Raw genomic sequence first — 23,576 nt, 5'->3', positions numbered from 1 at the left:
TAAATTATCTTTTTTCATACGGCGGTTGCTTGGGGAATTTGTCCGGATTTTTCTTAATTAAATCCATAATCACTTCAATAGCTTTATCCAGTTGAGGGTCGATACCTTTCGACAGTAATGCAGGGTCGTCGATTACTTCGTAGTCCGGGTCTACGCCGTGCCCTTCTCTAAACCATTTGCCGTCAGGGTCATACATTCTGAAAGTTGGAACTGTTACAATGCCTCCGTCAATAAGTCTTGGAGCTCCGGTAATTCCGATCAAACCGCCCCAGGTGCGAGTTCCGACCAGAGGTCCTAAACCGGCTTTACGGAAATAATCCGGGAACGCATCGCCGCCCGAACCGCTCCAGCCGTTGATTAACATAACTTTAGGACCGAAATGCGCGATGGGAGGCCACTTCCAATTTTTGCCGTCGCGAACCGCCCAATATGCCAACGGTTTTCTATTGAGCAGTTCTATAAATCTGTCCGGTATTTGTCCGCCGCTGTTAAAGCGTTCATCGATTATAAGACCGTCTTTATCGAATTGCGCCATGAACTGACGAACGAGTTCCGTTTGTCCTTCGATGCCTGTATTTGGAACGTAGATATAACCGACTTTGCCGTTTGTTTTTTTGTCGACGTATTTGCGATTCGATTCAATCCATGCAAGATGCCGTAGCCGGTTTTCTGCGGAAAGCGTTTTAACATAAATTTTTCTGGAACCTTCGAAAGTCGGCTTGTCGTTAACGGTAAGCTCGACTGTTTTATTCGCAAGTCCGGTGAACGCTTCCCACGGAGCTTTTTTAGTGTCGAGTTCTACTCCGTTAACCGCAAGGATATAATCCCCTTCGTTAACTTTTAGAGAGGGAAGACTCAGCGGCGAACGTATTTCAGCGTCCCATGGAGCTCCTTCGATAATCTTCTTTATCTTAAATCTGCCGTTATCAACCGTCCAATCGACGCCCAGATACCCAACGTCTTTCGACTCGGGATATTCCATATCGCCGCCGCCTCGGTATGTATGCGAGGCGTTTAATTCGGAAATCAGTTCGCCGATAACATAATTTACGTCTCCTCTCGTTACGCAATTGTCGATTAATTTACCGTAACGCTCCTTCATCATTTCCCAATCTACTCCGTGCATATTCGGATCGTAAAAGAAGTCGCGTTCGAATCTCCAGACCTCGTTGAATATCTGTTTCCATTCTTCTTTCGGATTTATATTCATAACAAGATTGTCCGTGGAAACGCGGTCGCTGAGTTTTTGATTTTCTTTAGCGTCAATAACATAAATGCCTCTGTCTTTAACGACGAGTATTTTATTGCCGTCGGCGCTTATTTTAAAATCGTCCGCATCGTCGACTATATCTTTTTCTTTCATCGATTCCAAATCGAGATATTTAAGCGGTTTGTTTTTTGAAGACGAACCCGTGTTCGGGAAACGATGGAATATTAATTTTCCTTTGACAGCGGCGATTTTAGAAAAATTCCCCGCTTCGACCGGCAGCAGCTCTACCCTGTTTTCAAAATCGGCAAGGTCGATCTTTACGTCTTTCGACTTTTCATCTTTTTTATCGTCTTTCTTTTTGTCGTCTTTTTCTTTGTCGTTTTTATCTTTTTCTTCTTTTTTAATGGCAGTAGTATCGTTCTTAGCGGCCATTAAAGATTTTGTATCTTTTGAGAGAGCCGCTACGGCAAGTTTTGTAGTATTGGAATAAATCCAGGTATTGTCGAGGTCGGAGTAAATCGGATTCAGTTCCCTGTTGGTCATAAAGAAAAGATATTTGCCTTCCGGATCGAAGACGGGATTGAAATCAGAGTAGAATCCCGAGGTTAATTGCCGCGTTTCTTCGCTTTCCAGATTAAATAAGAACAGAGCGCTGCTCCTATTAGTCAGATCTTTTGCATATGCAAGCCATTTGCCGTCGGGCGACCAGTTTAATTTGAAATTGTCGAGTCCTCCCTGATAGAGGTAATTGCATTTATCGACTTTTATTGTTTTGTCCTTATCTATGTTATAGATATAAATTTGCATCGCTTTGTCGATGAAAGCCAACTTTTTGCCGTCAGGCGACCAATAAATATTATAACGGTAACCGTCTTTGAAGTCGGTCAATATTTTAGTCTTGCCGGGATTTTCAAAATCATAAAGCGCTAGATTATACTCGCCGTTTATATCGCTCCAGTATGCGGCATATTTACCGTCGGGAGACCATGCCGGATATCTTTCGGCGGATGCTGAAGAATTGGAAAGATTATAAGTAACGCCTTCTTTTACGGGGGCAGAAAAGATTTCGCCCCGCGCTTCCAGAAGAACTCTGTTGCCGTCGGGCGCGATATCGCCGTTGCTCAGGTATTTCGATACGTTTTCTTCTTTGGGCAGGAGCGTAATATTATCGGTAACGACTTTTATTTTAACTTCTCGCGTCGATTCGTCGTTCAGATTCAAGAGATAAATTGCGCCGCCGGCTTCAAAGACAATCTCGTCTTGACCGAGCGCCGGAAAATGAATGTCGAAATCTTTGAATTTGGTGATTTGTTTTAATGCTTTTGTGGGAATGTCGTATTGCCAGATATTGAATCTCTTTTCGCTGCCTCTGTCGGAAAGAAAATAAATCTTATCGCCGCGCCACATCGGGAATTCATCGTTCGAATCTCCTTCGATTATCAGTTCGGCGGTTTTCTTTTCGAGGTCGAAAATCCAGATGTCGGCGTTCATTCCCCCTCTGTATCTTTTCCAAGTTCTGAATGCCCGCGTACGGGGAGTGTACGCTATTTTTTTACCGTCGGGGGAAACCGAAGCCATTTCGCCGTACGGTACAGGAAGCTGTTGGGGCAAACCGCCTTCTTTGCTCACCTTGAAGAATTGATTGAATCGTTCCCTCCCGCTGTTCATCATCGAGGCAAAAATCAGACTTTTGCCGTCGGGATACCAATCAATTAATCTGTCGGTATACCCGTGATTTGTGATTCTTTCAGGAGCGCCTCCCGTTGAGGGAATTATAAAAATGTCGATGTTGCCGAAATAATTTGCCATAAATGCGATTGCTTTTCCGTCGGGAGAAAATCTCGGGAACATTTCCATCCCTTTCGGGGAAGTCAATTTGTGAGCTGTGCCTCCGTTTTTATCTACAATCCATAAATCATCGCCGTAAGAAAAAACAATTTGATTCTCCGATACGTCGGGATTTTGAAACATGCGTGCGTCGACCTGCGCGAATGCGGCAATCGAAAAAACGCACATTAAAAACAATGTCAGGGTAATTTTTTTCATAGTTCCTCTTTTTATTTTTAGTGTGACACGTTAGACGCGTCAAATTGAAAATGTCTCCATGAAATTATTATTCCGGAGTTTTTTCGCTTTTTGTTCTGGGCAAAGGAATATATTCGACCGACGGTCTCCTCTGTGCGGTTTGAGGATAAAGAGCCATCAGTTGATAAATTTCATTGGGCATTTCGGTTGAAACGGGCAAACCGAGATTGACCGCTTCCTCGACTGTTATCGGATAATCGTGAGTCCAGGTTCCCGACGATAATTTTTCCGCGACTTCTTCCGCGTTATTAATTTTGCCTTCGATCAATTTGAGGATTACATTTTTGACCTGATTGATGGCTTTACGCGATACGTCCGCCAAAATTAATGTTTCGTCGTCGATTTTATCGATCGGCTTTTTATCCAAAATGCTTAGTATCGACGCCGCAGGTTTGGTTCCTATCTGTGGATCGAGCGGACCGAGTACGGCGTTTTCGTCCATAACTATTTCGTCCGCGGAGAGAGCGATCAACGTTCCGCCCGACATTGCGTAGTGGGGAATAAAGACCGTCACTTTTGCAGGATGTTTTTTGAGAGCGTTTGCAATCTGTTCGGTGGCAAGCACAAGTCCTCCCGGCGTGTGAAGTATTATATCGATCGGAACGTCTTTGTCGGTTAATTTAATTGCGCGTAATATCTGTTCCGAATCGTTGATATCGATATATTTCATAAGCGGGAAGCCGAGCATGCTCAGAGTTTCCTGTCGATGAATGAGCGCTATAACGCGGCTGCCCCGTTGTTTTTCGATTAATTCGAGCAGTTTTATGCGCGCCGAATCGAGCATCTTTTTTCTTATTAAAGGTTGGATTGAAGAGATGATTAAAAATAACCAAAAGAGAGCAAGGAAATCCATTTATTCCTCCTTTCTTACCATGGATAAAATTCGTCTATATATGTTCTTCTTTTTCTTCTGTTCCTCAGCATAAAGGGCAACAATACCGCTCCTGCCACAAATCCTCCTACATGCGCCCAATAAGCCACTCCTCCGAAAGCGGCGGTGTTCGAAACAATCGACAACAGTCCGCTGAAGAATTGCGTGATGAACCAAACGCCCGTATAAACAAGCGCGGGTATGTCGATAAAAAACGGTATAAATAAAATCGGGAATAGAGTAATTACTTTGGCGCGGGGATAAAGAAGTATATATGCCGCCATAACGCCGCTTATGGCTCCGCTTGCCCCTACGGTCGGCACGACGGAATCCTGATTTAAATAGATGTGAAGAAGAGCCGCCGCCGTACCGGTCAACAAATAAAATACTAAATAACGAAAAGAACCGAGGCGGTCTTCAACGTTGTCTCCGAATATATAAAGCGCCAGCATGTTGCTGAAAATATGCGCCCATCCCCCGTGTAAAAACATTGATGTATATATCGTGGAAATTTCGTATATATCAAAATCGTTAATAAAGCGGTACGGTATAACGCCGAAGAGTTTTACAAATATTTCGGCGTCTCTTCCTAAACTTAACGTAAAGAAGAAAATTATTATGTTTAGAGCTATTAACGTCCAGTTTATAATGGGAAAATGCCTTGAAGGAATATTGTCGGATATAGGGATCATTTGTACGCTCTCGATTTTATTTGCATAATAATTATTTTAAATTATAAAACAAAATTAATAAAGCAGGAGTTGCATGCTCAGGAAAGAAGAAATTATAATAGACGATAATTTGCGTCGCAATATTAAAGAGCTGGGAACAATACTCGGAAATATTTTAATAGAACAGGAAGGCAGGGAAATATTTAACGCCGTCGAAAATTTGAGGCTGTTGTCGAAAGAATTCAGGTCGGGCAATTCGCGCGAAGCAAAGAAAAAAATTAAGAGGATTGTTGCCTCCCTGGACGAAAGCAAAGCGCGCAAAGTTGTCAAGGCGTTTTATATCTATTTTCTAATCGTAAACGCCGCCGACGAGGTGTTCCAAATATTAAAGCGAGAAAAGGAAAACAACGGCGATACCTGGAATAAATTAATCGAGGTAATAGAACACGAACATATTGAGATTGAACTGTTTAAACGAGTAATCGAAAAAACGGAAATATCGCCGGTATTTACCGCTCATCCGACTGAAGCGACGCGCGAAACAATTCTCAGAAAGATTCTTGAAATCACAAAACTTCTCTTGATGAGAGAAAAGGTCAGCCGGGACAGTTTCGAATACAAAAAAATTGAAAAGCAAATTTATACGACAATTACATTGCTCTGGCAAACCGAAGAAATCAGGTCTTCCAAAATTACGGTTTATGACGAGATAGAAAGAATAATCTTTTTTCTGAAAAATATCATATATAATGTGCTGCCGGAATTCTATGCGCGACTCGATTATAAATTAAACGAAAATTTCGGCGAAAAACTATCGACTAAACCTATTTTGAAATTCGGCAGCTGGGTGGGAAGCGACCGCGACGGACATCCGTTTGTAACCGAAGAAGTAACAAAATATACTTTCAACTACCAGAAGTCGGTAATACTGAATTTGTACATAGACGATATTAATAAATTGTATGAAATAATCAGCGCTTCGTACAAGATTACCGGCGCGGAGCCGGCTCTCATAAGTAACGTGCTTAAGTTTAAGAATAAACTTGGCAAAGAAATTCGTGATTCGATAGACCGAAATCCGAGCGAAATATACAGAGCGTATTTTCTGATAATAAAAGAAAGGCTGAAACGCACGCTGAGCAAGGAGTTGTATTCGTACAAAAGCGAGAAGCAGCTCCTCGATGACCTCTATTTAATCTGTAAAAGCCTTCAAAATAACAGAGGTAAAGAGATTGCCGAAAACTTTTTGACGCCGGTAATAAGACGTGTTGAAACCTTCGGATTTCAGCTTGCCACGCTCGATATAAGACAAAACTCGTCGTTGATAAGAAACGCCGTCGACGACATTTTAAAAAGAAGCGGTGTTACGAATAAATACTTGCGCCTAAGCGATAAAGAAAAATCGGAAATCCTTACCGCAGAAATTTTGAACGACAGACCGTTAATCGGGATTAATACCGAGCTTAAGCAGCTTACTAAACAAGTGCTTGGAGAAATCAGTTTGATTAAATGGTCGCACGAGAATATTTCGGCAAATAGCAGTAAGGACTATATAATAAGCAATTGCAGCAGCGTAAGCGATGTACTATCGGCTTTGCTGCTGGCAAAGGAAGCCGGCGTTATTAAAGTGAGGAATAATAAAATATTGAGTTCTCAGCTGGATGTATTGCCCCTTTTCGAAACTATCGAAGATCTGAGGTCGTCGACAAATATTATGAAAGAATTGTTCGATAACAAAGCTTACAGAAATCATCTCGAATGCAGGAATAATGTCCAATATATAATGCTCGGTTATTCGGACAGCAACAAGGACGGCGGCATATTGACTTCGAACTATGAATTGTTCAAATCCCAGGTCAATTTGAAAACCCTTTGCGACAGAAACAATATCGAATTGATTCTGTTTCACGGTCGCGGCGGTAGTATTTCGCGAGGAGGCGGACCCGTATTTCAATCGATTCTTTCGCAGCCGAGAGGCACGGTAAACGGCAGACTTAAGATTACCGAACAGGGCGAAATGATTTCTTTTAAGTACCTTGTTCCTCAACTGGCTATCAGAAGCCTCGAATATTTTTCGTCGGCAGTTTTGATTGCCACTCTATATACGGAATTAAAGAAACAACCGGAGTATTTATTCAGATATAATAATCTGTTCGACAAAATTTCCGGTTACGCGTTTGAATACTACCGTTCTCTGATTGAATCGGAAAACTTCATCGAGTATTTCAGAACCGCCACGCCGATAGACGTAATAGAGAATATCGAAATCGGGTCGCGTCCGGCGTCGCGTAAAAAAGGAAACGACATTAAAAATCTAAGAGCAATACCCTGGGTTTTTGCATGGACTCAGAACCGCCAAACTTTGTCGGGATGGTACGGATTCGGCTATGCAATCAACAAAGCGGTCGACGAAGGTCTAACCACCTGGAAAGAATTGTCGGAAATATATAACTCTTGGAATTTCTTCAAAACCTTGATTCAGAATATCGAGATGGTTCTGTTAAAGACAGACGTGATGATAGCGAGCGAGTATTACGGCGAACTATGCGATAAAAACAAAGCCAACCAAAAGATTTTTAATTCTTTTGAGGAAGAATATAAAAGATCCGTGACTGCCGTATTGAAAATCACGCGCGAAAAAGAACTCCTCGGTTCAAACAAAATATTACAGCAATCAATTCTGCTGCGCAATCCATATATTGACCCGGTAAGTTTTATTCAAATCAGATTTTTAAAGTTGTACAGAAACAAAAAATTACAAGGCGATAAAAAGAAAAAAATATTGAACCTGCTCCGCGCTACTGTTAACGGAATATCTTCAGGTTTGAGAAATACAGGATAAAGGAGGAAAAAATGACTATAAAGAATCTTGACCAATTTCAGAAAAAAATTATAATCCGGAATTTAAGGTTGGAGGATTACGACAATCTGGTTGAATTGGAAAAAAAATCTTTTCCGGGAATGAAGCCGTGGACAAAGGAACAAATAGAAAGTCAGCTGCGAATATTCCCGGAAGGACAGATTGTTATCGAGTACAAGAAAAAATTAATCGCTTCTTCTTCGAGTTTAATTATCGATATGGATATATACGACGAAGAGCACAGCTGGTTCGATATCAGCAGCAAAGGATATATAACCAACCATAATCCGCAGGGCGATACGCTCTATGGCATCGAAATTATGGTAGACCCTGCGTACAGGGGAATGAAATTAGCCCGTCGTTTGTACGAAGCGCGCAAGGAATTGGCACGGCAAAAAAATCTTAAAAGAATCGTTATAGGCGGCAGAGTGCCCGGCTACAATGATTTCAAAGATAAAATTTCAATCGAAGAATACGTCGACAGGGTATCGCGAAAGGTGATTTACGACCCCGTATTAACCACCCAATTATCAAACGGCTTTGTATTAAAAAGACTGATACCTGAATACCTGAATACGGATAAAGAATCGGCGGGTTACGCAACTCTTCTGGAATGGACGAATCTCAATTATTCGCCTACGTCGAAAAAGAAATATTACAGTTCGCAGCCTGTAAGAATATGCGTGGTTCAATACAGAATGCGAAAGATAAATAACTTCGACGAGTTTGCCCGCCAGTGCGAATACTTCGTAGACGTGGCGTCGGGTTATAAAAGCGATTTTGTTTTATTCCCCGAACTGCTTACTACTCAACTCCTGTCGTTCATCGATAATAAAAGACCGGGATTGGCCGCCCGCGAACTTAGCAATTTTACTCCGCAATATCTCGAACTTTTTACCAATCTGGCAATCAAATACAACGTGAATATTATCGGCGGGTCGCATTTTGTAAATGAAAACGATCACCTTTATAACGTTTCGTTTCTCTTCAAGCGAAACGGAGAAATTGGCAAACAATATAAAATTCATATAACGCCGAACGAAAGGAAATGGTGGGGCGTAGAACCCGGCGACAAAGTTGAAGTCTTCGAAACCGACGCCGGTAAAATTTCAATCCAAATTTGTTACGACGTAGAGTTCCCGGAACTTGGCAGGATTGCCACCGAAAAAGGAGCGGATATAATATTCGTCCCATTTTGTACGGACGAAAGAAAAGGGTACTTACGCGTAAGATATTGCGCCCAGGCGCGCTGCGTTGAAAATCAAGTCTTTGTGGCTATGGCGGGAACTGTGGGAAATCTGCCGGAAGTTGAAAATATGGATATTCAATACGCTCAATCGGCAATTCTTACTCCTTCGGATTTTGTTTTTGCACGCGACGGCATTGCCGCCGAATGCACGCCAAATGTGGAAACTGTGGTTATTCACGACGTGGATATCGAACTGCTCAGGAAAGCAAGGCTGCAGGGGACTACCAGGAATTGGAACGACAGAAGACTCGATCTCTATAAAATCGACTGGAAAGAATAGAATGAGGCTGTCCCGTCAAAACGGGACAGCCTGAATTCTAAAAATCATCCGACACTCCGCCGTTTTGCGGCATGTCTTCGCCCTGATTTTCGCGACGGTTGTTTTTGTAATTGTTTATGTTGAAACGAAGATTGAGCATGACGATAGGCGATTCCCGTTTGAAATGGCTGTAGTTGTAAAAATCATGGGATTCTTCCAGCATCTCAAATTCGGCGGTGCCGAATAAATCTCTTACCTGAAGCGTTACGCTCAGCATTTTATTGAGAAACTCCTGTTTCAATGCAAGGTTGGTAAACATAAAAGCTTCGCGCCTGCCTTGCGAAGAAACGCTCGGACTGTTGTAAATCAAATTGAATTGAAGAGTGGTGCTCGTAGTAAGTTTGATGGAATTGTTGAATCGGACATTCCAGTTGAAACTGCTCCTTTCGAATGGTATGTCGTTCAGCCTTCCTTCAATCCGGTAATTATAGAGATTGCCCATCAGGTTTATATTCCAGTTCTTGATTAAATCGAAATTGAAAAAGAGTTCGGTTCCCAACGAGTAATCCGTGCCGACATTTTGCACGCTCATCAAAGTAACGTTATCCGAAAAAGCCGATCGCACGCGTTCTTTCTTGTTCTTTACGACGCGGTAATAAGTTTCAACCGAGAATACCGTATTGCCGATCAAAGTTTGATAACCGAGTTCGTAAGAATCGATGTATTCGGGCAGAAGGGAAGGATTTCCGATTCTAACGTTATATGCGTCCATCCATGTATAAAACGGCTCGAATTCCCATCCTCTCGGACGATTTATTCTCCTCGTATAGCTTGTCATAATTTCGTTGCCTTCGAAAATTTCGTACGAAATATGAAGCGACGGGAAAAAGTCCCATCTGTAGAGAGTGAATTCAAGACTGCTGTCGGGAATTTCGACAGACCTGCCCGTATATTCCGCTCTCAATCCGAATTGGTATCCGAATGTTCCGATTTTATCCTGGAACAACGAATAGATAGCCGATTCGTTCCGGTTATATTTGGTGGTATGGCTGTACTCCTCAATGAAATCATAATTTGAAGTGACCGGATTATAATTCAGCAGTCCGATCGATTCGTCAGAAATATCGATTTGTCCCTGATATCCCGCTTCGAATTTTCTGTCGCCGCCGAGCGGAAGAGTATAATCGAGCTTAGCGGTAAATTCTTTGCCCGGACCGGCTTCGGTATTGATTTTTCCTTCAACTATTTTGTTTTCGAGGACGAGATTGTTTTGGGATTCTTCGTCGGAATCGTCGCTGTCGAAGCTGATGTCGGCTGTAAGCTGATGACCTTTTTCCGCAAAATTATGGATGTAATTAAAGAAGAGCGAATAATAATTGCCGCTTCTCTTTCTGTTTGAACTGCTAATATAGCTTTCCGGAATCGTGTTCAAAGAGTTCCACTGAGTATAATAAAGATTAGAATTGCCTCCGAACGAGCGGCTGCCGACTCTGCCTCCTAAAGTCAGAATTTTCTTATTGCCGAAATCGTAAGAAATCGAACCTCTTATTCCGTAATATTCTCTGTTTCTGTTTGATGCGCCGATTGAGTTATAATACGTATAAATATCGTTTCGGTTAGTCCAGTTGTTTTGATTCTGGTCGATTCCGAAATTTCTTTTGTTATAATTTAATCCGAGATTTATATCGAGTTTGTCGCTTTTAAGATCGGTTATTATTTCGCCGCCGTATTTGTTTTTCAAGCCGCCGTTGAGTTCGACCAATCCGCTCAGACCGATATTCTTATTCTTTTTCATAACAATATTAATAATGCCTGCCGTGCCTTCCGGGTCGTATTTAGCAGAGGGATTCGTAATAATTTCGATGTTTTCTATTTCGCTTGCGGGAATTTGCTGTAATATTTCATTCGGATCCAATATCGAAGGACGTCCGTCAATCAAAACGCGAAAGTTTGTGCTTCCTCGTAAACTTACGTTGCCTTCTACGTCTACAGTGATCGAAGGTACATTTTCCAAAATATCCACGGCGGTGCCTGAAGCTGCAACAATGTTCTGACCGACATTAATAACTTTTTTGTCGATTTCGTAAGAAATAGGAGCTCGTTCGCCGCTTACTACAACGTCGTTGATGCCGACTGTGCGGGGCGAAATTTCGATTATTCCCAAATCGAGCGTGGTATTCGGTTTGATTGTAAGGTCGTTTATGAAGCGATTGTCGTAGCCGATAAAACTGATGCGTAAATAATATTTCCCGGGTTTTATTTTATCTATAAGAAAGTTTCCGTTCCTGTCGGTTACAGTTCCTGAATACTGGGTGGAATCCGAGGCGTTGAACAAAACCAGATTTGCAAATTCAAGAGGATTTCTTGTCTGCGCATCGAGCACTTGTCCGGTTAATTTACCCCCGTTTTGTGCAATAATCTGAGTAATGCTCAGAAACAGAAGAATTATTATTTTTTTCATTTTATGCTCCTTTCGAGAAAAATAAACAGCGGTAAGAAAATATTCGTTCATTTGACAGAACGTTATTCGCATTAGTTTAAAAATGAATCCCTTCATACCGATTTTTATTTACTTCAAGGAGGGAATTTTATATTTTTGTTAAAAAAAGACAAAAGACACTTTTTATCTATAAGCTTGAAGGGGTGATTTTATGCTGAGAAGAAAAGAAGAAATATTGGATTTCCTCGCAGAAGGCGTTTTTACCGTCGACAAAAATTTCGTTATTAATTATTTCAATAAGGCTTCCGAAAGAATTACCGGATTTAATACGGATGAAGTAAAAGGCAGAATGTGCAAACAGGTATTTCAATCCGATCTGTGTACGGGCAGATGTCCCATAGCGGAAGCTTTATCGAGCGGAAGAAACCTGTTCGATTTGAAATCGAGAATTAAGAAAAAAGACGGCGCTTTTGTAAACGTTAAATTGAACGTGGGAATATTAAAAGACGAAAACAATAACCCCGTTGGAGGAGTGGTAACGTTTCGCGACCTTTCTTACCTTCTCGATAGCAAGTACGATAATTGCGAGCATTTCTACGGTATCGTGGGTAACAGTCATATTATGACCAACATTTTTAATTTGATACAGGAGATTGCATATACAGACGCCAGCGTGTTGATTACCGGCGAAACCGGCACGGGCAAGGAAATGATTGCAAATGCAATTCAGGCTACGAGTAAAAGAAAAAATGAAAAATACATTAAAGTAAATTGCGCCGTATTGCCGCCCTCATTGCTTGCCAGCGAATTGTTCGGGCACGCCAAAGGCGCATTTACAGACGCCGTAAAAGACAGAATAGGCAGATTCGAAATTGCCGACGGAGGCACAATTTTCCTCGACGAAATAGCCGAAATGCCGATCCAAATGCAGGCGCAGTTGCTGAGGGTAATACAGGAAGGCACTTTCGAGCGTCTCGGCGAATCGATAACTCGCAAAGTAGATGTGCGGATCATTGCCGCTACGAACGTCGATATTAAAGAAGCTATTAAAGCCGGCAAATTCAGAGAAGACCTCTATTACAGGTTGAATGTAATTCCGATTGAAGTTCCTCCGTTAAGAGAACGTAAAGAAGATATTCCGTTCCTGGCTACTCATTTTCTTAAAAAATATGATTTTTTGTACAAAAAGGAGATTAAAAGAATCGATAAAGACGCGCTCGAACTTTTAATGGCGTATCATTGGCCGGGAAATATCCGGGAACTCGAAAATGTAATCGAGTATGCGGTAATCCGTACGAAAAGCGAGGAATCGATAACGATTTGTTCGCTTCCCGAATTTATATTCGACGGTAAAACCGTATGCGGCAAAAAGCAAACTCAGAATGTAAGTCCGGCGCGTCTGTTACAACTTTTGGAAGAAAATCACTGGAACAAGTCGAAAGTAGCCCGCCTTCTTGGAATCAACCGTACAACTCTCTGGCGCTGGATGAAAGAGAGTAATCTTACCTGAAAAGAGTTGCAAACGCAACATTCTGTTGCAATTGCATAAGTCAAGCGATAAAAAAGACTTACTAAAAAGTGTTGCAAATGCAACACAATCCACGGGCATAAAAGCATCTTAATATCGTATTAAACGGGTGTTTTTTTGGCAAGCCTTTTGTATTGATTTTAGGCATGAGTGAGATGCTTGGAAATTATCATTTTATGATCCGGGATTACTATTCGGCTCTAAACGAGCTGGAAAAAGCATTGGATAAAGATCCCGGCAACAAATTAATCAGAAAAAAGCTGATTATTTGTCTGACCCAGGTGGGAAAAGTTGAAGAAGCCTTCAACCAATTTTATTTTTTAATAAATGAAGACGTTGAAATTATCGTTAACACGCGACCCGATTGGGAAGATTGCCCATGTCCGCATCTGGTAAATAAAATCGAAAAAGACGAAATACCCACAAAAAATCAGTATGAAAAATATCTTCAGCTCGGAATGCTCTGGCTCTATTGCGATGCTAAAGAATCGATTAAAAATTTTAAAAACGCACTAAAGATGAATTCCGATAACAGACTGCTTCACGTAATAAAAATAATAGAACCGTACATCAAACTAAACAATTAAAAGGAGAAACGTTATGCCGAAAGAATTAACAAGAAAAGAATTTCTGTCGAACACCTCCAAATATGCAATCGGAGCAATTGCAGGAGTCGCCGGTTTGAATGCGCTTTCGGGAGGAAAAATTTTAGCAAGTCCCAAAGACGCAACCTGGCCCTGGCCTTATGAAGCGTTGGATCCGGAAGATGTACGCCTCCGGGCTCATCATCTTTACTGGAATGACAAAGACTGCTGTTCCGGCGTATTCGGCGGTCTGGTTGAAGCGCTAAGAGAAAAAATCGGCGACCCCTGGACAAACATGCCGATCGAAGTTATGCTTTTCGGTCGAGGCGGAGGCGCCGGCTGGGGCAGTCTTTGCGGTACTATAAACGGCGGAGCCGCTCTTATAAGTCTCGTCGTTTCAAAAGCCGACTCAGGAAAATTAATTAACGAGTTATGGGGCTGGTACTGTACGGAAAATCTTCCGACAGACGCCGCAAATCAAGCCGATTATATCGATAAAAAATACGAAGGAGCCCTTCCGCAATCCGTGGGAGGAAGTCCTCTCTGTCACGCTTCCGTCTCTCAGTGGTGTATGGTTGCAAAGAAGAAAGTTGGAGACATCGAAAGAAAAGAAAGATGCGCTCGTATAGCGGGCGATATTGCAGCCAAGACAGCTGAGATTTTGAACGCATATTTTGCCGGTACTTTTACATCTACATACGTTACAAATGAATACGCCGCTCAATGTCAGACATGTCACGCTCCGGCTGCTATGGTAGGTACAGTGATGACTCAGATGGATTGCGAACCGTGCCACGGCGATCCGCACAGCGTTACGGGATTAATCGAATCAGACGGTTCGATTCCTTCGGATTATCAATTGTCGCAAAATTATCCGAATCCCTTCAATCCGTCCACAAAAATCCAATTTGCCATACCTAAAAACGAAAAAGTGTCCGTAGTGGTTTACGATATTATGGGACAGGAAGTCAAAAGACTTATTGACCACGAATTGTTGAACCCAGGCAAATACACAGTTGAATGGAACGGCACCGATAATTTCGGTAAAAAGGTAACAAGCGGCATCTACTTTGCAAGAATGACTGCCGGACAATATCAGTTCACACGCAAAATGAACCTTGCAAAATAATCATTTCAATGGGCTGCGGATTATTGTGTCCGCAGCCACTCTTTTAATTTCCCGTTTGATAATAAAGTCGATAACGCATATTATTGTAGTATTGATTGAATAAGTTTTCAATGAAACATACTACAATAAACGATATTGCCCGGAAATTAGGAATCTCGCCTTCGACTGTTTCGAGAGCCTTGAGCGATCATCCCGATGTTAAAGAGGAGACCAAGAAAAAAGTCAGAAAAGCAGCCAAAGAGCTGAATTATACTCCGAATCAGATTGCTCAGAGCCTGAAGACCAAACGAACAAATGCAATCGGAGTTATAGTGCCGGAAATCAAGCACGACTTTTTTTCTTCGGCAATCAGCGGCATTGAAGAAGTAGCCTATCATGCAGGATATACCATTATCGTATCGCAGTCGAACGAGAGTTTTGAAAGGGAAGTGGTCAATACTACAGCTCTGGTACAACAACGGGTAGCCGGTTTGATTGTGTCGATATCGCAGAGTACAAAATCGGGCGAGCATTTTCAGGCGCTTATCGACAGGGGAATACCGCTTGTTTTCTTTGACCGCGTAATCGACGAGCTCGACGTTTTCAAAGTAGTTATCGACGATAAGCAGAGCGCGTTCAAAGCCGTTATGCACTTAATTGAAAGGGGATATCGGAAAATAGCTCATCTTGCCGGTCCTAAAACGCTCGAAATTTGTAAAGCGCGTCTGGAAGGATATAAGGAAGCGCTCTTATATGCAAACGTTCCGATTAAAGAAGAATACATAGTTCACGGCGGAATGCACGAAAACGACGGTTATGCTTCGATGGACGAATTAATTAAAAGAGGGAACGTACCGGATGCGGTTTTTGCCGTAAACGATCCGGTTGCGGTAGGAGCGTTTCAAAGAATAAAAGAAGAAGGATTGAAAATACCCGACGATATCGGTATTGTCGGATTTTCGAACAACAAAATAACTACATTGGTCGATCCTCCGTTGACAACGATTGACCAGCCGTCTTTTGAAATGGGCAAAAAAGCGGCGGAAATTCTGATAGATCTGATTGAAAACACAAAAGAAGTCATAAAGCCTTCCTTGGTGGTATTGGATGCTGAATTAATCGTTAGAAAATCGACATAAAAAATTTTTATCATTTTCTGCAAACGTTTGCATTATTCGTTTTTATTACTTTATTTTGACTCTTGAATTTGTTCTTTCTTCATCTTTATCTGTTCCCGGAATTTATATTCTAATAAATAAAAGGTAATAATATGGAAGCAATCGGGCTCTCCTTTATCGACTGGATTATAATCCTTATCTATTTCGTCTTCGTTATCGGAATCGGTTTTTACCTGAAAAAATTTACTACGAGCGAAGAAGATTTCTTTCTTGCCGGACGAAAAAATTCTTCGTGGGTTGCGGGACTCGCATTCCTTTCGGCTAATCTCGGCGCCCTTGAATTGCTCGGCATGACGGGCAATACTTTCAAATACGGCATGTATGTAGCTCATTTTTATTGGATTGGCGCTGTCCCGGCTATGCTGTTTCTCGGTATCTATATGATGCCTTTTTACTACAGCAGTAAAATTAAATCGATACCCGGTTATCTGAAGCTTCGCTTTGACGAAAAAACCAGAGTCATTAACGGGATTTCTTTTGCCATAATGACTCTGCTCGTCTCAGGTATTAATCTTTATGCCATGGCTCTTGTGCTTCATACATTTCTGGGATGGAACTGGGATGTCAGTATGTGGGCTTCCGCCGTTACGGTTGCCGCTTATGTCTCGCTGAGCGGATTGATGTCGGCAATTTTTACGGAAATTATCCAATTTTTCTTGATCTGGTTCGGACTGTTTCTTGTTTCCGTTATGGGAATAATTGAAATCGGCAGCGTGAACGATATTTTGAACAGACTGCCGGAATCGATGAATACGCTCTGGTCTACTTCCGGCGATCCGACTCAAAACGGTATGCTAATTCATTGGGCTGGTATTGTGCTGGGACTTGGATTTGTTTTGTCGTTCGGGTACTGGACGACGGATTTCCTCGTAGTGCAAAGAGCATTTTCTGCCAAAGATTTAAGAGCCGCCCGCATGACTCCGATTTTAGCTTCCTTTTTTAAAATGGCGCTTCCGTTTATAGTAATTTTAGGAGGTCTAGTTGCTATTGCGCTGTCAAGCGATCCTTCTAGCGGATTTAAATTATTGGAAGACGGGGGACAGGTCAATTACGATTCGGCTCTGCCTTTGTTGATAGCCCGATATTATCCGAGCGGTTTGGTCGGTCTCGGCGTAACCGCTTTACTTGCCGGTTTTATGGCGGGTCAGGCAGGCAACATCAGCGCATTCAATACCGTCTGGACTTACGATATTTATAAATCCGTACTGAATAAAAACGCTTCCGACAAACACCTGCTCTGGATGGGAAGAGTATCGACCATTGTCGGAGTTATCATTTCATTGGGAACCGCTTATTGGGCAAAAAGTTTTCCGAGTATAATGGATTATATGCAGGCAATCTTTTCGTGGGTAAACGCTCCTCTCTTTGCCACTATGCTGCTCGGTATGTTTATCTGGTGGATTACCCCAAACGGCGCTTTCTGGGGATTGGTAGTAGGAATGCTCTCTTCTTTCTTTATGTATATGGGCGTAAAATTCGACTGGTTCAACGAAAGTATAATAACCATGTCGAGCGTTCAGAGCGATATGGCTGCAAATTTCTGGAGAGCCTGGTGGGCATGGCTTATTTGCGCCGTCCTGACTGTGGTTATCAGTTTGTTTACTAAGAAAAAACCGAAAGAGGAACTGGTCGGTCTGGTAAAAGGATTAACTGAGGAAAAAATTGACAAAAATATTCCTCTTACCAAAAAGCCCGAGTTCTATGCAGTCATTTCGTTAATTGTTTTGATTATTCTAAATGTAATCTTTTGGTAAAAACCAAGGAGACAGATCATGAAACCGATATGGTATTTTGTTGGATTAATACTTTTAATAATGGGCGGAATAATTTTTCTGAACGGTATTTATCAGGCTCTTTATCCGGAGACGGTCAATACGGTTCTGAAAGAAACTCACCCTTCTCTCTGGTGGGGCGCAGTGATGGTTATATTCGGCGCTGTAATGTTTTTCAAAACTAAAAATCAGAGTGTCTGAAAATGATTGATTCCATTAAAGAAAAATTCAACGAGCTCTTCGAGGGTGAACCTGTAATAGTCAGATCGCCTGGAAGAGTTAATCTCATTGGCGAACACACCGATTACAATATGGGTTTTGTTCTCCCTGCGGCAATCGATAAAGCGGTTTATTATGCTATTAAACCGAGAGACGACAAGAAAGTAAATTTGTTTGCCTTTGATTTAAATGAAGGATGGCAATTTGAAGTTAACAATATTGGCAAATCGGAAAAAAGCTGGGCTAACTATTTAATCGGGGTAGTCGACCAGATTAATAAATCCGGCAAAGAAATAATGGGGTTCGATTGTGTGTTCGGGGGGAATATACCGATCGGAGCGGGACTTTCTTCTTCGGCGGCAATTGAAGCCGGACTGGCTTTTGCGCTCAACAGTTTGTTTAATCTTGGATTCGATAAACTGGATTTGGTTAAGCTGGCTCAAAGAGCGGAAAATCAATTCGTAGGCGTTCAATGCGGAATTATGGATCAGTACATTAATATCTTCGGCAAAAAAGGCAACGTATTAAGAATTGACTGCCGCAGCCTCGATTATGAATATTTCCCGTTTGAATTCGACGATGTTTCGGTTGTGCTCTTTAACACAAATGTTTCGCATTCATTGGCTTCCTCAGAATATAATCAAAGAAGGCAGGAATGTTCTTCAGGCGTAGATATTATTAAACGACAATATCCGCATGTCGAATCGCTCAGAGACGTCACTCCCGCTATGCTGGAAGAAAACCGGGATAAACTCGACGGGGTTATCTATAAAAGATGTAAATATGTGATTGAGGAAAACCAACGACTGTTGAATGCATGCGAAGCTTTGAACAATAATAATCTAAGCGAATTCGGACAATACATGTACGGCTCGCACCAGGGCCTTAGTAAGGAGTACGAAGTAAGTTGTCCTGAACTCGACTATCTTGTTGAATTGGTCTCCGGCCGGGAGGGAGTATACGGCGCCAGAATGATGGGCGGCGGATTCGGAGGCTGTACGATTAATCTGATCAAAAATAATTATGTCGATTCCGTATGGCAATTAGTAAAAGAAAATTATAAAAAGAAATTCGGTATCGAAGCCGAAGTTTATGTAACTTCAATAAACAACGGAACGGAAATTATCGAGTTATGAAGAATACAAATTTGACTGACTATCCGCACAGAAGATTGAATATATTGACGGGCGAGTGGGTGCTCTGCTCGCCGCACAGAACAAAAAGACCCTGGCAGGGCGAGCAATCGGAAACTCAGGAAGACAAAAGACCCCAATACGACCCGCAATGTTATTTATGCCCGGGCAACGTAAGGGCAAACGGTGAACGAAATCCGGATTATAAATCGACTTTTGTTTTCACAAATGATTTCTCGGCTTTATTGGAAGAAGCCCCGAAGTTTGACCATAACGAAAAAAATCTGCTCGTAGCCGAAAGTCAAAAAGGGATTTGCAGGGTCGTAAATTTCTCGCCCAGGCACGACTTAACTTTGGCCGAGATGAATAAGGAAGATATCGAAAAAGTAATTTCTGTCTGGCAGAATGAATTTGAATTCCTCGGAAGCAAACCGTTTATAAAGTACGTTCAAATATTCGAGAACAAAGGAAAAATAATGGGGAACAGCAATCCGCATCCTCATTGCCAGATCTGGGCGCAGGAAGATATTCCAAACGAGCCTCTCAAAGAATTAAAACAATTCAGGAAATATTTTAAAAAGCATGAAAGAACTTTGCTGCAGGATTATCTGAAACTTGAACTACGTAAAAAGGAACGTTTGGTTTATAGCAACGATTCGTTTGTCGCTTTAGTGCCGTTCTGGGCTGTCTGGCCTTACGAAACTCTGATTGTATCCCGCAGACCGATTTCCAATATTTTGCAGTTCAAAAAAAAGGAAAAAAGAGATTTCGCAGACATTCTCAAAACAATTACTACCAAATACGATAATTTATTCAAAGTCTCTTTCCCGTATTCGGCGGGGCTTCATCAGGCGCCAACGGACGGCAGGGAACATAAAGAATGGCATTTCCATATGCATTTCTATCCGCCTCTCTTGAGGTCGGCTACGATAAAGAAATTTATGGTTGGCTACGAAATGCTTGCCGAACCCCAAAGAGACATTACGCCGGAGTATAGTTCGGAAATTTTGCGTAAATTGCCGGCTAAACATTATAAGGATACGCAATGAAAAATTCGAATCTTCTGCCGGTAATAATCGCTCTTGTTTTATCGGTGGCTTCGGTTAAAACTACGGCTCAAAACAACGCATACGATTCCGTTTTGGCAAAACGGCTCGGAGCAGATCAATACGGAATGAAAAAATATGTAATGGTGTTTCTCTACCGCGGCGATGTAAAAATTGAAGACGAATCCAAACGAAACGAAATTCAAAAAGCTCATCTTAAAAACATCACAAAACTCGCCGAAGAAAAAAAGCTGATATTAGCTGGTCCGTTCCTGGATAACGGCGACCTGAGAGGAATTTTCATTTTTGACGTAGAGTCGATGGAGGAAGCCAGGAGACTGACCGAATCCGACCCTGCCGTTAAAGCCGGAACGCTCAAAATGGAAATAAAGCCGTGGTACGGCTCCGCTGCGGTTATGATGATTCCCGAGCTTCACTCGAAACTGAGCAAATTAAATATAGCCGATTAAGAAATATCGAGCTTCTTCATTTTACTTTGCAAGGTGGTCGGTTTTAATTTCAATATGGCGGCTGCGCCGTCTGCGCCGTATATTTTCCCTTTCGATTTTCGGAGCGCTCTGATTATAATCTTTTTTACTTCTTCGTCGAACGAAGATATCGAATCGCCGCTTTCGGGAGCATCGAAACCGGTTTCTTCGTATTCGAATATTATGTGTTCGGGTTTTATTACTCCGTAATTGCACAAAATAATTGCCCGTTCGAGAGTGTTCTGAAGTTCCCGAACGTTGCCGTGCCAGCTGTAATTCTTCAGTTTGTTTAAAGCTTCTTCGGAAAGAACTATATTTGTTTTGTTTAGCTTCTTTCCTAATCTTTCGATGAAATGATTGGAGAGTAAGAATATATCATCCTTTCGTTCTCTGAGTGGCGGAAGTTTTATCGGAAATACATTCAAGCGGTAATACAAATCTTCCCGGAATTTCCCTTCTTTAACTTTTTCGAGCAAATCCGCGTTTGTAGCGCAAATAATCCTTACGTCGGATTTGATTGTCTTTTCGCCGCCCAATCTTTCGAAAGTGCCTTCCTGAATGGCGCGTAATAATTTGGGCTGTATTTCGAAAGGCAGGTCGGCAATTTCATCGAGAAAGAGAGTGCCGCCGTCTGCAAGTTCAAATCGTCCGCGTCTTTGTGATACGGCGCCGGTAAAAGCGCCTTTTTCGTGACCGAATAATTCGCTCTCGGCCAAATTGTAATTTAGCGCCGAGCAGTTGAGCGTGATGAACGGCTTGTCTGACCGGTTCGAAAGCGCGTGTATTGCTTTTGCAACTTGTTCTTTGCCCGTTCCGGTTTCGCCAAGTATCATTACGTGAGATTCCGTAGGAGCGACCAGTTTAATCTTTTCGATTACTTGCAGCCACTTTTGCGATTTTCCCACCAAGCCTTCGAGTATCGACGATACGTCGCCCAATAAAGAATTTCTTTCGTAAATCAAAGTTTGTTTTTCATTCAACAGTGAATCGTTCATTATCGATTGTGCAAGGGCGAGGGAGATCAGTTTGGACAATGTATTAGTGAGATTGACCCGCATCGGAGTGAACATGTCGCACTGTCGATGATCGAGCGTCATCAAACCGAGTATTTCGCCGTTAATTTTTAAGGGAGCCAGCATGCATGAATGACCTAACGGCAAATCGATAACTCCTTTATAAGTGTCGTCGTGATGAGGATCCTTTGATTCTTCCACCAATTTTACGTTCCCGGAAATCAGAACATCCCTGATGTCGGTTCTTTTTTTAAGATCGATTTCGAAATTGTAGATTTCGTCGGTTACAAGAGGTCCTTTTGCGTAACGCACTTTCAATTTGTCCTCTCCTTCGCGGCTCGATATAACCGCGAGTTCATATGGCACTATCTCCTGAATGGCTTCCAGCAGTATATCCATTGTAACCGCAGGCGTTAAATAGCTGATAGTATTTAGTTTCAGATCGTTCATAAGCACACACCGATTATTAGTGAAAAACGAAATATCGTTTGTAAATATAACTAAATATAGTTGTTGGGACAACAAAGAAAATGCGGGATATTATAACTTGTTGTAAATAAACGAGTTATAAAATGGAAAATTCTGGCACTCATCTTGCATAAATAACAGTGATTTTATTTATAAACAAACAAACGGAGGAAAAAAATGACAACTCAAGTGGCAAACAACGTGAATGTGGAAATCGCTGAAGCTCTCAAGACAATCCTGGCAAACCAGTTTGTGCTCTACACAAAAGCCAGAAACTATCACTGGAATGTAACAGGCGGGCACTTTTTCCGACTTCATGAACTGTTCGAAAAATTGTACGATGAATTGGCTGACGATATCGATGAGGTGGCTGAAAGAATACGAGCCGTGGGAGATTATGCACCCGGAACGTTGAGCGAATTTCTTAAGCTTTCGAATATTTCCGAAAAAGAAAATTATTATCCCGAAGCAGAGGAAATGGTTCGCACTTTTACAAATGACTACGAGCAAACGACAAACAGGATACTCGAAAGCGCGGCAAAAATTCAGAACGAGTACAAAGACGAAGTCACTGCGGGACTTTTATACGGACTGGCGCAGAAATACCAGAAAAATATTTGGATGCTTAAATCGTTAATGAACAATTAAGGAGGTAGGAAAAATGGAACAGGTAAAAAGCGGAATCCCTTTGATCGGCGACAAGATGCCCGAACTTACGGTTCAAACAACGCACGGCGTTAAAAATATTCCCGGCGATTACAAAGGCAAGTGGATTGTTCTTTTCAGTCACCCTGCGGATTTTACCCCGGTGTGCACGACGGAATTCGTAGCTTTTGCAAAGAGGAGCGAAGAATTCAAAAAACTCAACGCCGAATTAATCGGACTTTCAATCGACCAGGTTTTCTCGCATATTAAATGGGTCGAATGGATCGAAGAAAAAATAGGAGTTAAAATTCCTTTCCCTATAATCGCAGACGATATGGGAAGAGTAGCCGAAGCCTTTGGCATGGTGCATCCCGGCAAGGGAACCAATACGGTAAGAGCGGTATTTCTGATCGATCCGAACGGCGTCATACGTCTTATGATTTACTATCCGCAGGAAATCGGCAGACAAATTGACGAAGTATTGAGAGCTCTCAAAGCTCTTCAAATTTCGGATATTAACAAAGTCGCAATGCCGGAAAACTGGCCAAACAACGAATTGATACAGGATAAAGTAATCGTTCCGCCGCCGAAAGATATTGCCGAAGCAGAAAAAAGAAAATCCTCGGCTGAAGGCTACGACTGGTGGTTTACTTTTAAATCGTTGTGATTAATAATGGGCTGCCGCACGGCAGCCTTTTTTATTCCTTCCCTCCGCTTTACAATTAAACCTTTCTTTTTCTATTTTAATC

General features: G+C 41.9%; 18 protein-coding genes. 13 read left to right on the top strand and 5 right to left on the bottom strand.

The features are described 5' to 3' along the window. Positions 1 to 4: 4 nt before the first annotated feature. The 3 genes from ACSSWA_RS07015 to ACSSWA_RS07005 all read right to left on the bottom strand — a co-directional run bounded on the left by ACSSWA_RS07015 (position 5) and on the right by ACSSWA_RS07005 (position 4,858). Positions 5 to 3,256: a S41 family peptidase gene (locus ACSSWA_RS07015; RefSeq protein WP_437355849.1), complete on the bottom strand. Its 3,252-nt coding sequence runs from the start codon at positions 3,254 to 3,256 to the stop codon at positions 5 to 7. A 67-nt stretch (positions 3,257 to 3,323) separates the two neighbouring features. Further along, positions 3,324 to 4,148: an SDH family Clp fold serine proteinase gene (locus tag ACSSWA_RS07010; protein ID WP_437355848.1), complete on the bottom strand. Its 825-nt coding sequence runs from the start codon at positions 4,146 to 4,148 to the stop codon at positions 3,324 to 3,326. A 14-nt stretch (positions 4,149 to 4,162) separates the two neighbouring features. Continuing rightward, positions 4,163 to 4,858 (bottom strand): rhomboid family intramembrane serine protease, encoded by a 696-nt coding sequence (locus ACSSWA_RS07005; protein ID WP_437355847.1) that lies wholly within the window; start codon positions 4,856 to 4,858, stop codon positions 4,163 to 4,165. A 73-nt stretch (positions 4,859 to 4,931) separates the two neighbouring features. Here ACSSWA_RS07005 and ppc point away from each other — a divergent pair, with 73 nt between their 5' ends. After that, positions 4,932 to 7,679 carry a phosphoenolpyruvate carboxylase gene (ppc, locus tag ACSSWA_RS07000; protein ID WP_437355846.1) on the top strand — a complete coding sequence of 916 codons (2,748 nt, stop codon included), beginning with the start codon at positions 4,932 to 4,934 and terminating at the stop codon, positions 7,677 to 7,679. 11 nt (positions 7,680 to 7,690) lie between these two features. Then, positions 7,691 to 9,226: a GNAT family N-acetyltransferase gene (locus ACSSWA_RS06995; protein ID WP_437355845.1), complete on the top strand. Its 1,536-nt coding sequence runs from the start codon at positions 7,691 to 7,693 to the stop codon at positions 9,224 to 9,226. A 37-nt stretch (positions 9,227 to 9,263) separates the two neighbouring features. Here ACSSWA_RS06995 and ACSSWA_RS06990 read toward each other — a convergent pair whose 3' ends face one another. Further along, the gene (locus ACSSWA_RS06990; RefSeq protein ID WP_437355844.1) at positions 9,264 to 11,666 is read right to left on the bottom strand and encodes a TonB-dependent receptor domain-containing protein; all 2,403 of its coding nucleotides are present in this window, start codon (positions 11,664 to 11,666) and stop codon (positions 9,264 to 9,266) included. Between the two features lie 190 nt (positions 11,667 to 11,856). Between ACSSWA_RS06990 and ACSSWA_RS06985 the strand changes: the two genes are divergently transcribed. The 9 genes from ACSSWA_RS06985 to ACSSWA_RS06945 all read left to right on the top strand — a co-directional run bounded on the left by ACSSWA_RS06985 (position 11,857) and on the right by ACSSWA_RS06945 (position 20,683). After that, entirely contained in the window at positions 11,857 to 13,155 is a 1,299-nt protein-coding gene (locus tag ACSSWA_RS06985; RefSeq protein WP_437355843.1) for a sigma-54 interaction domain-containing protein, read from the top strand. A 164-nt stretch (positions 13,156 to 13,319) separates the two neighbouring features. Continuing rightward, on the top strand, positions 13,320 to 13,760 hold the full coding sequence (locus ACSSWA_RS06980; protein WP_437355842.1) for a tetratricopeptide repeat protein: 441 nt from the start codon (positions 13,320 to 13,322) through the stop codon (positions 13,758 to 13,760). Between the two features lie 13 nt (positions 13,761 to 13,773). Next, positions 13,774 to 14,886, top strand: a complete 1,113-nt coding sequence (locus tag ACSSWA_RS06975; protein WP_437355841.1) for a C-GCAxxG-C-C family (seleno)protein — start codon at positions 13,774 to 13,776, stop codon at positions 14,884 to 14,886. 110 nt (positions 14,887 to 14,996) lie between these two features. Continuing rightward, complete coding sequence (locus tag ACSSWA_RS06970) at positions 14,997 to 16,004, top strand: LacI family DNA-binding transcriptional regulator (protein ID WP_437355840.1); 1,008 nt, start codon at positions 14,997 to 14,999, stop codon at positions 16,002 to 16,004. Positions 16,005 to 16,135: 131 nt separating this feature from the next. Further along, positions 16,136 to 17,797 carry a sodium:solute symporter family protein gene (locus tag ACSSWA_RS06965; protein ID WP_437355839.1) on the top strand — a complete coding sequence of 554 codons (1,662 nt, stop codon included), beginning with the start codon at positions 16,136 to 16,138 and terminating at the stop codon, positions 17,795 to 17,797. A gap of 18 nt (positions 17,798 to 17,815) precedes the next feature. After that, entirely contained in the window at positions 17,816 to 18,016 is a 201-nt protein-coding gene (locus ACSSWA_RS06960; RefSeq protein ID WP_437355838.1) for a hypothetical protein, read from the top strand. Between the two features lie 2 nt (positions 18,017 to 18,018). After that, positions 18,019 to 19,170: a galactokinase gene (locus ACSSWA_RS06955; protein ID WP_437355837.1), complete on the top strand. Its 1,152-nt coding sequence runs from the start codon at positions 18,019 to 18,021 to the stop codon at positions 19,168 to 19,170. Beyond that, positions 19,167 to 20,216, top strand: a complete 1,050-nt coding sequence (locus tag ACSSWA_RS06950; RefSeq protein WP_437355836.1) for a UDP-glucose--hexose-1-phosphate uridylyltransferase — start codon at positions 19,167 to 19,169, stop codon at positions 20,214 to 20,216. Before ACSSWA_RS06955 ends, ACSSWA_RS06950 begins: the two co-directional genes overlap by 4 nt. Next, complete coding sequence (locus tag ACSSWA_RS06945; RefSeq protein WP_437355835.1) at positions 20,213 to 20,683, top strand: YciI family protein; 471 nt, start codon at positions 20,213 to 20,215, stop codon at positions 20,681 to 20,683. The genes ACSSWA_RS06950 and ACSSWA_RS06945 overlap by 4 nt, the downstream gene beginning before the upstream one ends. Here the strand turns inward: ACSSWA_RS06945 and ACSSWA_RS06940 are convergent. Continuing rightward, the gene (locus ACSSWA_RS06940; RefSeq protein WP_437355834.1) at positions 20,680 to 22,164 is read right to left on the bottom strand and encodes a sigma-54-dependent Fis family transcriptional regulator; all 1,485 of its coding nucleotides are present in this window, start codon (positions 22,162 to 22,164) and stop codon (positions 20,680 to 20,682) included. The two genes, ACSSWA_RS06945 and ACSSWA_RS06940, sit on opposite strands and share 4 nt — an antisense overlap. Positions 22,165 to 22,359: 195 nt before the next feature. Between ACSSWA_RS06940 and ACSSWA_RS06935 the strand changes: the two genes are divergently transcribed. Both ACSSWA_RS06935 and ACSSWA_RS06930 read left to right on the top strand, forming a co-directional pair. After that, positions 22,360 to 22,830, top strand: a complete 471-nt coding sequence (locus ACSSWA_RS06935; RefSeq protein WP_437355833.1) for a Dps family protein — start codon at positions 22,360 to 22,362, stop codon at positions 22,828 to 22,830. Between the two features lie 13 nt (positions 22,831 to 22,843). Continuing rightward, positions 22,844 to 23,494, top strand: coding sequence for a peroxiredoxin (locus tag ACSSWA_RS06930; protein WP_437355832.1), 651 nt, complete (start codon positions 22,844 to 22,846; stop codon positions 23,492 to 23,494). Positions 23,495 to 23,576: the final 82 nt, after the last annotated feature.

It is taken from the genome of Melioribacter sp. Ez-97 (genome assembly GCF_051488665.1).
Taxonomy (GTDB): Bacteria; Bacteroidota; Ignavibacteria; order Ignavibacteriales; family Melioribacteraceae; genus Melioribacter.
Note: the sequence above shows the minus strand (reverse complement) of the source record. Positions and strands in the feature narration are given on the sequence as shown.